Raw genomic sequence first — 13,163 nt, 5'->3', positions numbered from 1 at the left:
GTCCATCCAGCGGACTTCATCAGGGCGCGCGGCACCTCATGCCGCAAACGAGACGCCGTATACATGGCCGCGACCGACCAAGTGCCAGACGACCAAACAAAGCTCTTGCCAAGGCGCCATCCATACATGGTCCGAGCCCGATGGACGGCGGATCAACGAGGTAGTGCCCGCACATTTGCTGGAACCGGCGATTGTAGGCGCGGTCGCGGCCGACGAAGATCGTGTCCACCGCGGTCTTCGCTCGACCATTTTTCTTGAACCAATGGCGAACAAGGTCTCGCTGTCGTAGATGCCCCGCGCACAGGCCCCGCCGAAAAAGGCGAAGGCCTTGTCGTGGGCATCGAACACCATCTCCTGGGTCTCGCGCGGGTAGGCCCGGACGAACAGCATCCGGCTGTGGCAGAGCCGGACATGCGTCACCTGCACCGTCGTGGTCACGCCGTCGATCAGCACGACCTCATGGCTCCAGTCGAACTGATAGGCCTCGCCAGGGTCGAAACTCAGCGGCACATACGCTGCCGTGGACGCTTCCTGCTCACCTTTGGTCCATGAGGCCGCGTAACGTCGAACAGCATCATACCCACCGTCATACCCAAGCGCACTTATCTCCTCGAAAATCCGGATGCGGGTCAGTCGCTCGCGCTTGGGCTTGCGGGCATTCGCGGCCAGCATCTCGTCGAGCGAGTCCTTCCAGGGGCCAAGCTTCGGCTGCGGCTGGACGACCCGCTCGTAGGTGAGCTCTGTCGCACCCGACCGTATCACCTTGCGCACCGTGTTCCGCGACACCCGCAGCTCCCGACAGATCTGCTTGATGCGCTTCTTCTCCTGAAAATACGCCCGCCGGATCTTCGCAATCGTCTCCACAACCAACATCCCACACCGTGCTCCCCGATAACCTCGGGAGCATCATGACCATCGGTGTAGGGGGGTCACTTTTGGAAGCCGATCGCCCCGCTACGGGGTCAAAATTGCACGCCGGTTCGCAGCGAAGTGGACGTCGTGCTGCTGACCGCCCTGTTGATCACGCGCGTGCCGATCCGCGGCAGCCGACGTGGCCTCTGCGCCATTCATCAGGCTCGGCACCCGCCAACCGGGCGCGACCCTCGAACGCAGACTGCCGCGGGAGAGGTCGCCAACCCGGTCAGCTCACACCGCGATCATGGGTCCAGGCCCTCTCGGCCCCGGAGCGTGTCCAGCAGGGCCGCGCGCGTCAGCGTGAAGTCCGACGCGACCCAGCGCGCGTGCAGGGACCGCAGCGCTGCACCGAGGGCGGCGCCCTGGAGATCGGGCATCAGGTCGGTGGCGCGGATGGGGAACTCGGCGGCTGCGCCGCGCCCGATCTCCTCGCGCCAGCGCGGCGGCGGGGTGGTGGCGGTCAGCGCCGCGCGCGCCATCACGATGTCTGCGGCCAGCCAGGCGCCGTGGCGGTGTCCCAGCTCGGCTGGGCCTGGGCCGTCCGGGCCGATGTCGTCCGTGATCGCGGCCATCTGCCGGCTGTCGGCCCGGGACAGCCGCAGCGCCTCGGCCGTGTCCCGGCCCCCCAGCACCGCCAGCCGCCGTTGCCAGCGCGGCGGCGCGTCGCCCTCCTGCGCGATCAGACGGGGCAGGGCGTGGGCCTGCGCGCCGGGCAGCACGCGGGTCAGCACGCCCGCCCGTTCCATCGCCTGCACCGCCCCGGTGGGGTCGGGGGCGGCCAGCAGCTTGCGCATCTCCGTGCCCAGACGCTCGCGCGAGAGGCTGTCGACGCCGTCGGCCAGCGCGGCACAGGCCGCCAGACCCTGCGGGTCGGGGCCGGTGGCGTCGTCGCCATACCAGGCGTGGAAGCGGAAGAACCGCAGGATGCGCAGGTAATCCTCGCGGATGCGGTCATGTGCGGTGCCGACGAATCGCACCCGCCGCGCCGCCAGATCGCGCAGCCCGCCGCCCAGCGGGTCCAGCACCTCGCCCGTGGGGCGGGCATAGAGCGCGTTGATGGTGAAGTCGCGCCGGGCCGCATCCTCGGCCACGTCGCCGGAAAACGCGACGACGGCGTGGCGGCCGAACGTCTCCACGTCGCGGCGGAAGGTGGTGACCTCGTGGCCGACGCCGTTGGCCACCACCGTGACCGTGCCATGCGCGATGCCGGTGGGCACGGCCTGCAGCCCGGCGCCTTCGGCCAGCGCCATCACCCGGTCGGGCAGGGCGTCGGTGGCCAGATCCACATCGGCCACCGGCTGGTGCAACAGCCCGTTGCGCACGCAGCCGCCGACGAACAGCGCCTCGTGGCCCGCCACCACCAGCATCGCGCACACCGCCTGCGTGCCCGGATCGGCCATCCACGCGCCGCTCAGCCGCATCCGCCGCCCCCCCGCGCCAGCCCGTGCAGGATGCGCGCCGTTGCCCCCCAGATGTAATACGGCCCCCATGGCACGACGTAGTAGCGCCGCCACACCCCGCGCCAGCGCCGCCGCTCCAGCCGGTAGCGCGCGGGATCGGTCAGATGCGCCAGCGGCACGGCAAAGACCTCGGCCACCTCGGAGGGGTCGGGGACCGGGCGGAACGGTCCGCGCAGCCGGCCCACGATGGGGGTGACGGAAAACCCGGTGACGGTGGCGTGCGGGTTCAGCCGGCCCAGAACCTCCACCCGCGCGGGGTCGAGGCCGATCTCCTCGTGGGCCTCGCGCAGGGCGGTGGCCTCGGGCGAGGGGTCCACGGCCTCCTGCCCGCCGCCGGGCAGGGCAATCTGTCCGGGGTGGTGACGCAGCCGGGCCGAGCGGCGGGTCAGCAGGACCTCGGGGCCCCGGGCGCCGGGCAGGATCGCCAGCAGCACCGCCGCCGGGCGCAGCGTGGGCGCGGGCCCCGTGGCGCCGGGGGTCAGGTCATGGTCGCCCGAGGGCGGGGCGGGGTCGGCCAGCGCGGCCCGCACGCAGGCCATCGGATCGGCGCGGGGCGCCTCAGCCGGGGGCGCGACCGTCATGGCCAAGCTCCTCGGCCGGGACGGGGGCGGTCGCCTCGAACCCCAGGGTGGCGGGGTCGAAGACGTAATGCGCCCCGCAGAACTGACAGTCGGCGGTGACGGTGCCCGCGTCGGTGGTCATGGTGGCGATGTCCTTGGCCGAATAGATCGACAGGCTCTGGCGCACCTTGTCGTGGCTGCAGGTGCAGCCGAACTGCACCGGCTGGGGGTCGAAGACGCGCGGGCCTTCCTCGTGGAACAGCCGCACCAGCAGGTCGGTGGCCTGCACGTCCGGGCCGGTCAGCTCGGTCTTTTCCACCGTGTCCAGCAGCAGGTTGGCGCGGGTCCAGTTCTCCTCCTCCGATGCATCGAGGATGTCGGTGGGCGCGAGCAGACCGCCCTCGCCGGTGGCGCCGTCGACCGCGTGCGGCGAGGCCTTGGGCAGGCGCTGCAGCATCACGCCCCCCGCGCGCCAGGTCCGCGTCGACAGCGGGCCATAGCCGAGGGCAAAGCGGGTGGGGATCTGCTCGGACTGGGCGAAATACGTCTCGGCGCAGGCCGCGAGGCTGCCGCCCGCCAGCGGCGTGATGCCCTGATAGGGGGCGGTGCCGCGGCCCTGGTCGATCATCATGGCGAAATAGCCCTTGCCGATCTGTCCGAACGGGTCGGCGGCGTCGGCCACCAGCCGATCGGCATCGAAGCTTGCCCAGGCGCGGACGCGCGCGGGGGCGCCGGGCTCGGCCGGGGCGAAGTAATCGGTGGCGATCAGGCGCGCCGGCCCGTCGCCACGGATCTGCAGGCTGAGTTTCCAGCGCAGCTTGATGGTCTGGCCGATCAGCGCGGTCAGCAGGGCGGCCTCGGCCACCAGCGCCTCGATCACCGGGGGATAGGCGTGCTGCGCCAGGATGCGGTCCAGCGTGCCGTCAAGCCGCGCCACCCGGCCACGGATGTCGGGCCGGTCGAGCTGAAAGGGCAGGACGGTGTCGTCCCAGGCGATCTGAGAGCCGAGGGTCATGGGCTTCCTTGCGGGCGGGCATGTGTGTAGTCCCCGCATATATGATCGCGGCCCGGGTGGCCAAGGGGCGGAGGCAGGGATGATCGCAAGGTTCGGGGCGGCGCGCGATCCGCGTCGGCGCTATCGGCTGCGGCGGGGGGTGTATGCGGTGCTGATCCGCGACGGGCGCGTGCTGCTGACCCATCAGGCCGCCCCCATCCCCGAGGTGCAGCTGCCCGGCGGCGGCGTCGACCCGGGCGAAGGCGCGCTGCCCGCGCTGCACCGCGAGGTCTGGGAGGAAACCGGCTGGTCCATCGCCGCCCCGCGCAGGCTGGGCGCGTTTCGCCGGTTCACCTACATGCCCGAATACGATCTGTGGGCCGAGAAACTGTGCGAGATCTACCTCGCCCGGCCCGTGCGCCGTCTCGGCCCGGTGCCGGAGGCCGGCCACACCGCGCTGTGGCTGCCGCCCGACGTGGCCCTGGCCCGGTTGGCGGGCGACGGCGACCGGCATTTCCTGGCCCGCGCCCTGGATCAGGTATAGGCGACCCACAGAAGGACCACGCCCAGGATGATGCGATAGATCACGTAGGGCGTGAAGCTGACGGTGCGCAGCAGCCGCATCATGAACGCCAGCGCCGCCAGCGCCGCGACGAAGCTGAGCGCCGCCGCGATGGCGCCGTCGCGCAGCGCCGCCATGTCCATCCGCGCCACCGCATCGCCCCCCAGCAGCACGCCCGACGCGATGATCGTCGGGATCGACATCAGCATGGAGATGCGCGCCGCGTCATGGCGCGCAAATCCAAGCGCGCGCGCCCCCGCGATGCACGCCCCCGACCGCGAGGTGCCCGGGATCAGCGCCACCGCCTGCCACAGCCCCAGGATGACCGCGTCCTTCAGGCCCCAGTTGCGGATGGTGCGGGTCTCGGGGCTCTGGCGGTCGAAGACCCAGATCACCAGCCCGAAGATGATCATCATCCAGCCGATCAGCGCGACCGAGCGCATCATCTCCATTGCGCCGGTCAGATGCAGCACCAGCCCCGCGATCACCACCGGCACCGTGGCGATCGCCAGGCACAGCGCCAGCCAGGTGCCCTGCGTCTCGATCCGGCCGCGCAGCAGGTCGGGGATGCCCAGCAGCGCCATCCGCACATCGCGCCAGAAATACAGCGTCACCGCGAACAGCGTGCCGACATGCACCGCCACGTCCAGCACCAGCCCCTGGTCCTCCATCGGGGTCAGCGCGGGCAACAGGATCAGGTGCCCCGAGGACGACACCGGCAGGAACTCGGTGATCCCCTGGATCGCGGCGAGTAGGAAAAGATGGAAGAAGGTCACGCGCGCGGGCTCCCTCTGGTGTGTTGATCCGGTCTGGTGATGCTCCCTTCGGGACCATGCCGCGCGGGTCGGAAAAAGGAAAGACGGCGCGTATATGTCAGCAGTGCTGACATATAAATCGTGAATATCCGGTCCGACGTATGGCGCGCAGTGAAAAACCCGCCCAATAGGTCAGCATGGGTGACTTTTCTTCCCTGCGGGCCCGCTGTATATGGTGCGCGCACGCCCGGGAGGTCCCGGCAGGGGAGGACGGCCATGGCCCATTCGAAGATGCTGCGCTTCACCAAGGTCGAAAAGCAGACGCCGGAAAAGCGTCCGCCCGACCTGCGCACCCATGACTTTGGCGAGATCTATGCCGAATACGCCGCCGAGAAGGCTGGCGAGCAGGCCGGCCGGTGCAGCCAGTGCGGCGTGCCCTATTGCCAGACCCATTGCCCGCTGCACAACAACATCCCCGACTGGCTGATGCTGACCGCCGAGGGGCGCCTGCAGGAGGCCTATGAGGTCTCCCAGGCCACCAACACGTTTCCGGAAATCTGCGGCCGCATCTGCCCCCAGGACCGCCTGTGCGAGGGCAATTGCGTGATCGAGCAGGCCGGCCACGGCACCGTGACCATCGGCGCGGTGGAGAAATACATCACCGACACCGCGTGGGACGAAGGCTGGGTCCAGCCCATCCGCCCGGCGGCCGAGCGGACCGAGAGCGTCGGCATCATTGGCGCGGGCCCCGGCGGGCTGGCGGCGGCCGACGTGTTGCGGCGCGCGGGCGTGCAGGTCACCGTCTATGACCGTTACGACCGGGCGGGCGGGCTGATGACCTATGGCATCCCCGGCTTCAAGCTGGAGAAACCCGTGGTCATGCGCCGCATCGCGCAGCTGGAGGAGGGCGGCGTGACGCTGGTCCTCAACTGCGACGTGGGCCGCGACATCACCTTTGACGACATTCGCGCGAAACATGACGCGGTGCTGATCGCCACCGGCGTCTACAAGTCCCGCGCGCTGGAGGCGCCGGGCGTGGGCGCCGCGGGCGTGGTGCGCGCCATCGACTTCCTCACCGCGTCGAACCGCAAGAGCTTTGGTGACGCGGTGCCCGAGTTCGACTCGGGCGAGCTGTCGGCCGAGGGCAAGCGCGTGGTGGTCATCGGCGGCGGCGACACGGCGATGGACTGCGTGCGCACCGCCATCCGGCAGGGCGCGACCTCGGTCAAATGCCTCTATCGCCGGGACCGCGAGAACATGCCCGGATCGCAGCGCGAGGTCGCCAACGCCGAGGAAGAAGGCGTGGAGTTCGTCTGGCTGACCGCGCCGCGCGGGTTTACCGGCGATCCCGTCGACGGGGTGATCGTGCAGAAGATGCGGCTGGGCCAGCCCGACGCGACCGGCCGTCGCAGCCCCGAGGTGATCGAGGGCGCCGACTACACCGAGCCCGCCGACATGGTCATCGCGGCACTGGGCTTCGAGGCCGAGGCGCTGCCGACGCTGTGGGGTGCGCCCGAGCTGGAGGTCACCCGCTGGGGCACCATCCGGGCCGAGTTCCGCACCCACGCCACCAGCCTGCCGGGTGTGTGGGCGGTGGGCGACATCGTGCGCGGCGCCAGCCTCGTGGTTTGGGCCATCCGCGACGGGCGCGAGGCCGGCGCGGCGATCCTGGCCGCCCTGGACCAGCCCGCGCGGATCGCCGCCGAGTGATCCCCCGGCGGTGCGCCGCCGGCCCCCATTCCCACCCGCAGGCCCCGGGGCATGTGCCCCGCAGCGCCGCTGACGGAAGGACGAAAGCCATGACGAAGTTTGACGCCGACTGGGCCGCCGCCGAGGAAGCCCGCCGCGCCGATGTCGCCGCGCGGGGCATGTATGATCCCGCCGATGAGCATTCCTCGTGCGGGGTGGGGCTGGTCGTGGCCATCGACGGCACCCCCTCGCGCGCGGTGGTGGTGAACGGGATCGACGCGCTGAAGGCGGTGTGGCACCGCGGCGCGGTGGACGCCGACGGCAAGACCGGCGACGGGGCCGGCATCCATGTGCAGATCCCGCCGAAGTTCTTCTACGACCAGATCCGCCGCACCGGCCACGAACCCGACCCCGAGGCGCTGATCGCGGTGGGCCAGGTGTTCCTGCCGCGCACCGACTTCAACGCCCAGGAGGCCTGCCGCACCATCGTCGAGACCGAGGTGTTGCGCATGGGGCACGCCATCTACGGCTGGCGCCATGTGCCGGTGGAAACCTCGGTGCTGGGCGACAAGGCCAACGCCACGCGTCCGGAGATCGAGCAGATCCTGATCCGCAACGACAAGGGCCTCGACGAGGAAGCCTTCGAGCGCGAGCTCTATGTCATCCGCCGCCGGATCGAGAAGGCGGCGGCCGCGGCCAACATCCAGGGCCTGTACCTGTGTTCGCTGTCGTGCCGGTCGATCATCTACAAGGGCATGATGCTGGCCGAACAGGTGGCGGAGTTCTATCCCGACCTCCAGGACGAGCGGTTCGTCTCGGCCTTTGCCATCTACCACCAGCGCTATTCCACCAACACCTTTCCGCAGTGGTGGCTGGCGCAGCCGTTCCGCATGCTGGCCCACAACGGCGAGATCAACACGCTGAAGGGCAACCGCAACTGGATGCGCAGCCACGAGATCCGCATGGCGTCGAGCTATTTCGGAGAGATGGCCGAGGACATCAAGCCGATCGTCGCGCAGGGCTCCAGCGACTCCGCCGCGCTCGATGCGGTGTTCGAGGTGCTGGTGCGCGCGGGCCGCAACGCGCCCATGGCCAAGACCATGCTGGTGCCCGAGGCCTGGTCCAAGCAGGCCGTGGAGATGCCCGAGGCGTGGCAGAACATGTACGCCTATTGCAACGCCGTGATGGAGCCCTGGGACGGCCCCGCCGCGCTGGCGATGACCGACGGGCGCTGGGTCTGCGCGGGGCTGGACCGCAACGGGCTGCGGCCCATGCGCTACACCGTGACCGCCGACGGCTTGCTGATCGCCGGCTCTGAGGCCGGAATGGTGCCCGTGGACGAGACGCGCGTGCGCGAAAAGGGCGCGCTGGGGCCGGGCCAGATGATCGCGGTCGACATGCGCGACGGTCGGCTTTATCACGATGCGGAGCTGAAGGACGCACTGTCCGCCGCCCAGCCCTTTGGCGACTGGGTGGAGAAGATCACCGACCTCAACGCGTTGCTGCATGACGTGCCGGAGGTGGCCGAGCATGACGGCGCCGAGTTGCGCCGCCGCCAGATCGCCGCCGGCTACACCATGGAGGATATCGAGCAGGTCCTCGTGCCCATGGCCGAGGACGGCAAGGAGATGATCGCCTCCATGGGCGACGACACGCCGCCCGCGGTGCTGTCGCAGATGTACCGCCCGCTGTCGCACTACTTCCGCCAGAACTTCAGCCAGGTGACCAACCCGCCCATCGACAGCCTGCGCGAGCACCGGGTGATGAGCCTCAAGACCCGGTTCGGCAACCTCAAGAACGTGCTGGACGAAGACAGCAGCCAGACCGAGATCCTGGTGCTGGAAAGCCCGTTCGTGGCGAACTCCGAATTCCGGGTGATGGCCGAGCAGTTCGGCGACCAGGTCGCGATGATCGACTGCACCTTCGTGCCGGGCGAGGACGACGCGCTGGCCGCGGGCCTGGCGCGGATCCGCGCCGAGGCCGAGGACGCCGTGCGCTCGGGGGCCGCGCATCTGGTGCTGACCGACCAGGGGCAGGGCACCGACCGTGTCGCCATGCCGATGATCCTGGCCACCAGCGCGGTGCATTCCTGGCTGACGCGCAAGGGGCTGCGGACGTTCTGTTCGCTCAACATCCGCGCGGCGGAATGCATCGACCCGCATTACTTTGCCGTGCTGATCGGCTGCGGGGCGACAACCGTGAACCCCTATCTGGCGCAGGACACCATCGCCGACCGGCTGCGGCGCGGCCTGCTGGAGGGCAGCCTGGAGGACAACCTGCGCCGGTATCGCGCGGCCGTCGACCAGGGCCTTCTGAAGATCATGTCCAAGATGGGCATCTCGGTGCTGTCGTCCTATCGCGGCGGGCTGAACTTCGAGGCCGTGGGGCTGAGCCGCGCGATGGTGGCGGAATATTTCCCCGGCATGCCCAGCCGGATCTCGGGCATCGGGCTGGCGGGGCTGCAACATCGCGCCGAAGGGGTGCACGCCAAGGGGTTCCGCGGCGGCTCGGACGTGCTGCCCATCGGCGGGTTCTTCAAGCTGCGCCGCTCGGGCGAGAAGCACGCCTGGGAAGCGACCACCATGCATCTGATGCAGTCGGCCTGCGACCGCTCCAGCTATGATCTGTGGAAGCAGTATTCGGCCGCGCTGCGCTCGCGCCCGCCGATCCACATCCGCGACCTCCTGGACATGAAGCCGCTGGGCCGCCCGGTCCCGATCGAGGAGGTGGAATCCATCACCTCCATCCGCAAGCGCTTCGTCACGCCGGGGATGAGCCTCGGCGCGCTGGGGCCCGAGGCGCACATGACGCTGAACATCGCCATGAACCGCATCGGCGCCAAGTCGGATTCGGGCGAGGGCGGCGAGGACAGCGCCCACTACCGCCCGCTGCCCAACGGCGACAACCCTTCGGCCAAGATCAAGCAGGTGGCCTCGGGGCGGTTTGGCGTGACGGCCGAATACCTCAACGCCTGCGAGGAGCTGGAGATCAAGGTGGCCCAGGGCGCCAAGCCCGGCGAGGGTGGCCAGCTTCCGGGGATGAAGGTCACCAAGCTGATCGCGCGGCTGCGTCACTCGACGCCGGGCGTGACGCTGATCTCGCCCCCGCCGCACCATGACATCTACTCCATCGAGGACCTCGCGCAGCTGATCTATGACCTGAAGCAGATCAACCCGCGCGCCAAGGTCACGGTGAAGCTGGTGGCGCAATCGGGCGTGGGGACCATCGCGGCGGGCGTGGCCAAGGCCAAGGCCGACGTGATCCTGATTTCCGGGCACAACGGCGGCACCGGCGCTTCGCCCGGCACCTCGATCAAGTTCGCGGGCCTGCCGTGGGAGATGGGCCTGACCGAGGCGCATCAGGTGCTGGCGATGAACAACCTGCGCGGGCGGGTGACGCTGCGCACCGACGGGGGCCTGCGCACCGGGCGCGACATCGTCATGGCCGCGATGATGGGGGCCGAGGAATACGGCATCGGCACCGCCGCGCTGATCGCCATGGGCTGCATCATGGTGCGCCAGTGCCAGTCCAACACCTGCCCCGTGGGCGTGTGCACCCAGGACGAGGCGCTGCGGGCCAAGTTCACCGGCACCGCCGACAAGGTCGTGAACCTCATCACCTTCTACGCCCAGGAGGTGCGCGAGATCCTCGCCTCCATCGGCGCGCGGTCGCTGGACGAGGTGATCGGGCGCGCGGATCTGCTGACGCAGGTCAGCCGTGGCGCGGCGGATCTGGATGATCTGGACCTCAACCCGCTGCTGATCACCGTCGATGGCGCCAGCCGCATCCGCTATGACCGCGACAAGCCGCGCCAGGCGGTGCCCGACACGCTGGATGCGCAGATCATCCGCGACGCCGCGCGCTTCTTCGAGGACGGCGAGAAGATGCAGCTGTCCTATGCGGTGCGCAATACCGACCGCACCATCGGCACCCGGGCATCGAGCCATCTGGTCAAGCGCTTCGGGATGCACAACAGCCTGCAGCCGGACCACCTGACGGTGAAGCTGGCGGGATCGGCGGGCCAGTCGCTGGGCGCGTTCCTTGCGCCGGGGATCAAGCTGGAGGTGTTCGGCGACGCCAACGACTATGTCGGCAAGGGGCTGTCGGGGGGGACGGTGGTGGTGCGTCCGCGCATGTCCTCGCCGCTGGTCGCGGCCGAGAACACGATCATCGGCAACACGGTGCTGTATGGCGCGACCGCGGGGTATCTGTTCGCCGCCGGTCGTGCGGGCGAACGGTTCGCGGTGCGCAACTCGGGCGCGCATGTCGTGGTGGAGGGCTGCGGCTCCAACGGCTGCGAGTACATGACCGGCGGCGTGGCGGTGCTGCTGGGCCGGATCGGCGCCAACTTCGGCGCCGGCATGACCGGTGGCATGGCCTATGTCCACGACCCCGACGGCGAGGCCGCGCGCCTGATCAATCCCGAGACGCTGGTGACCTGTGCGGTCACCGTCCCGCACTGGGAGGAGCAGCTCAGGACCCTGATCGAGCGCCATGTCGCCGAGACCGACAGCGTCCGCGCCGCCGAGATCCTGCGCCGGTGGGATGTGGAGCGGGGCAACTTCCTCCAGATCTGCCCGCGCGAGATGCTGGCGCATCTGCCCGCGCCGCTGGGCTTCGACGCCGAGGCGGTGCCCGCACAATGACCCCGGACCGGGCGCCCCGCGCGCCCGGTCGTCCGCCGCGCACTGGCGTTCGCGCGCCAAGCCCCCATATCGCTGGGACAGGGGGATGCGCGCATGGGTGAACACGAGGTCGGTCGGCTCATCTATCTGATGCTGCTGGGGGTGGTGCTGCTGTCCTATCTTCTGGTGTCGAACCGGGCACGGCTGGGGGCGATGCTGCGCGGGGCGCTGCTGTGGGGGCTGATCTTTCTGGGCGTCGCGGTCGGCGCCATGCTCTGGCAGGACGTGCGCGGCGACATGGGCCTGACCCGTGCCGTCAGCTTTGGGGATGGCCGTGTGGAGGTGCCGCGCGACGGCTCGGGCCACTTCTTTGCCACCTTGCAGGTGCAGGGCGTGCCGGTGCGGTTCATCGTCGACACCGGTGCGACGGATGTGGTGCTTGCGCGCTCGGACGCGCTGCGCCTCGGCCTCGATCCCGACCATCTGGTCTATTCCGGGCAGGCGCGCACCGCCAACGGCACCGTGCGCACCGCGCGCATCACCCTGGACGAGGTCACGCTTGGCGACTTCACCGACCGGGGCCTGCGCGCCTGGGTCAACGAGGGGGAGATGGACTACTCCCTCCTCGGGATGGGGTATCTGGAGCGGTTCGAGCGGGTCGAGATCTCACGCGACCGTCTGATCCTCTTTCGCTGAGGCCTCCTGCGGTGCGCTCTCGGCGGTGCGGACGCAGCGCACGCCGATCGGGGCGGGCATTGCCAGCACCGACTCCAGCCCCGCGTTGCAGTCCACCAGATCCGCGATCGTCAGCGTATCGAGCGAATCGTAGAACGCCGCCACCGCCCGCGCCAGCGCATCGCGCAGCCGACATGACGGCGCCAGCGGGCAATCCGCCCGGCTGTTGGCAAAGCAGTCCGCCACCGGCACGCCGCCCTCAAACGCCCGTGCCACCGCGCCGACGCCGATCTCGTCCTTGGGGCGGGCCAGCGTCAGCCCGCCGTTGCGCCCGCGCAGGGTGGTGACGAAGCCCTTGTGCGCAAGGCCGTTGATCACCTGCGCCAGATGGTTTTCCGACACGTTGCACCGCTCCGCCACCTCGTGCTTGCGCACGATCCGGTCGGGGTTGAGCGCGCAGAACATCAAGGTACGCAAGGCAAGATCGGTGCGGGTCGTCAGGCGCATGGGGAGGACTCCGGGCTGGACGGGGCGTTGGCGTCACCCTAATGGGTTCCGCCAGATGCAACTTGACCTCGATCAATCGGCGCGATCTTTCTGGCGCAGGCGCTCGCGGGTGGTCCGGTGACGCCGGCCGCACGGGTGGCGGCGGCCATCGGCGTGCTGGATGCCGTGCTGGCGGGCCAGCCGGCGGAACGCGCGCTGACGGGCTGGGCGCGCGGGGCGCGGTATGCCGGGTCGGGCGACCGGGGGGCGGTGCGCGACCATGTCTTTCATGCGCTGCGGCGCCGGCGGTCGCTGGCGGCGCTGGGCGGGGCGCTGACCGGCCGGGGCCTGATGCTGGGCACGCTGCACGAGGGTGGGGAGGATCCCGCCGCGCTGTTCACCGGCGCGGGCCACGCGCCCGCCCCCCTCGACATGGCCGAGG

At 70.0% G+C, this 13,163-nt stretch carries 9 protein-coding genes and 2 pseudogenes; 5 read left to right on the top strand and 6 right to left on the bottom strand.

Annotated elements, in window-relative coordinates; genetic code table 11:
- Positions 1-148: 148 nt before the first annotated feature.
- The 4 genes and pseudogenes from istA to hslO form a co-directional block, all read right to left on the bottom strand.
- Positions 149-873, bottom strand: a pseudogene (gene istA / locus CCR87_RS02720) (IS21 family transposase); the annotation flags it as partial.
- A 284-nt stretch (positions 874-1,157) separates the two neighbouring features.
- On the bottom strand, positions 1,158-2,336 hold the full coding sequence (locus CCR87_RS02715; RefSeq protein ID WP_201155913.1) for a CCA tRNA nucleotidyltransferase: 1,179 nt from the start codon (positions 2,334-2,336) through the stop codon (positions 1,158-1,160).
- Entirely contained in the window at positions 2,327-2,956 is a 630-nt protein-coding gene (locus CCR87_RS02710) for a CoA pyrophosphatase (RefSeq protein ID WP_242511813.1), read from the bottom strand. The genes CCR87_RS02715 and CCR87_RS02710 overlap by 10 nt, the downstream gene beginning before the upstream one ends.
- On the bottom strand, positions 2,934-3,950 hold the full coding sequence (gene hslO / locus CCR87_RS02705) for an Hsp33 family molecular chaperone HslO (RefSeq protein ID WP_201155911.1): 1,017 nt from the start codon (positions 3,948-3,950) through the stop codon (positions 2,934-2,936). The genes CCR87_RS02710 and hslO overlap by 23 nt, the downstream gene beginning before the upstream one ends.
- Before the next feature lie 79 nt (positions 3,951-4,029).
- Between hslO and CCR87_RS02700 the strand changes: the two genes are divergently transcribed.
- Positions 4,030-4,473 carry an NUDIX domain-containing protein gene (locus CCR87_RS02700; protein WP_201155909.1) on the top strand — a complete coding sequence of 148 codons (444 nt, stop codon included), beginning with the start codon at positions 4,030-4,032 and terminating at the stop codon, positions 4,471-4,473.
- Here the strand turns inward: CCR87_RS02700 and CCR87_RS02695 are convergent.
- Positions 4,464-5,267, bottom strand: coding sequence for an undecaprenyl-diphosphate phosphatase (locus CCR87_RS02695; RefSeq protein WP_201155907.1), 804 nt, complete (start codon positions 5,265-5,267; stop codon positions 4,464-4,466). The genes CCR87_RS02700 and CCR87_RS02695 overlap by 10 nt on opposite strands.
- A 255-nt stretch (positions 5,268-5,522) precedes the next feature.
- Here CCR87_RS02695 and CCR87_RS02690 point away from each other — a divergent pair, with 255 nt between their 5' ends.
- The 3 genes from CCR87_RS02690 (at position 5,523) to CCR87_RS02680 (ending at position 12,256) form a co-directional block, all read left to right on the top strand.
- Positions 5,523-6,956, top strand: coding sequence for an NAD(P)-dependent oxidoreductase (locus tag CCR87_RS02690; protein ID WP_201155905.1), 1,434 nt, complete (start codon positions 5,523-5,525; stop codon positions 6,954-6,956).
- Between the two features lie 89 nt (positions 6,957-7,045).
- The gene (gltB, locus tag CCR87_RS02685; protein WP_201155903.1) at positions 7,046-11,581 is read left to right on the top strand and encodes a glutamate synthase large subunit; all 4,536 of its coding nucleotides are present in this window, start codon (positions 7,046-7,048) and stop codon (positions 11,579-11,581) included.
- A 93-nt stretch (positions 11,582-11,674) separates the two neighbouring features.
- The gene (locus CCR87_RS02680; protein WP_201155901.1) at positions 11,675-12,256 is read left to right on the top strand and encodes a retropepsin-like aspartic protease family protein; all 582 of its coding nucleotides are present in this window, start codon (positions 11,675-11,677) and stop codon (positions 12,254-12,256) included.
- Here CCR87_RS02680 and CCR87_RS02675 read toward each other — a convergent pair.
- Positions 12,227-12,742: an RrF2 family transcriptional regulator gene (locus CCR87_RS02675; protein WP_201155899.1), complete on the bottom strand. Its 516-nt coding sequence runs from the start codon at positions 12,740-12,742 to the stop codon at positions 12,227-12,229. The genes CCR87_RS02680 and CCR87_RS02675 overlap by 30 nt on opposite strands.
- A gap of 117 nt (positions 12,743-12,859) precedes the next feature.
- Between CCR87_RS02675 and CCR87_RS02670 the strand changes: the two are divergent.
- A pseudogene (locus tag CCR87_RS02670) lies at positions 12,860-13,163 on the top strand (RsmB/NOP family class I SAM-dependent RNA methyltransferase); the annotation flags it as partial.

This window comes from Rhodobaculum claviforme, assembly GCF_016653255.1.
Taxonomy (GTDB): Bacteria; Pseudomonadota; Alphaproteobacteria; order Rhodobacterales; family Rhodobacteraceae; genus Rhodobaculum; species Rhodobaculum claviforme.
The sequence above is the reverse complement of the archived record's forward strand: the minus strand, read 5'-3'. Positions and strand labels throughout refer to the sequence as shown.

Bases quoted from the DNA above. Each gene is read 5' to 3' on its own strand.
- CCR87_RS02710 (WP_242511813.1), bottom strand. From the start codon at position 2,956: ATGACGGTCGCGCCCCCGGCTGAGGCGCCCCGCGCCGATCCGATGGCC.
- CCR87_RS02680 (WP_201155901.1), top strand. From the start codon at position 11,675: ATGGGTGAACACGAGGTCGGTCGGCTCATCTATCTGATGCTGCTGGGG.
- CCR87_RS02675 (WP_201155899.1), bottom strand. From the start codon at position 12,742: ATGCGCCTGACGACCCGCACCGATCTTGCCTTGCGTACCTTGATGTTC.
- CCR87_RS02700 (WP_201155909.1), top strand. From the start codon at position 4,030: ATGATCGCAAGGTTCGGGGCGGCGCGCGATCCGCGTCGGCGCTATCGG.
- hslO (WP_201155911.1), bottom strand. From the start codon at position 3,950: ATGACCCTCGGCTCTCAGATCGCCTGGGACGACACCGTCCTGCCCTTT.
- gltB (WP_201155903.1), top strand. From the start codon at position 7,046: ATGACGAAGTTTGACGCCGACTGGGCCGCCGCCGAGGAAGCCCGCCGC.
- CCR87_RS02715 (WP_201155913.1), bottom strand. From the start codon at position 2,336: ATGCGGCTGAGCGGCGCGTGGATGGCCGATCCGGGCACGCAGGCGGTG.
- CCR87_RS02690 (WP_201155905.1), top strand. From the start codon at position 5,523: ATGGCCCATTCGAAGATGCTGCGCTTCACCAAGGTCGAAAAGCAGACG.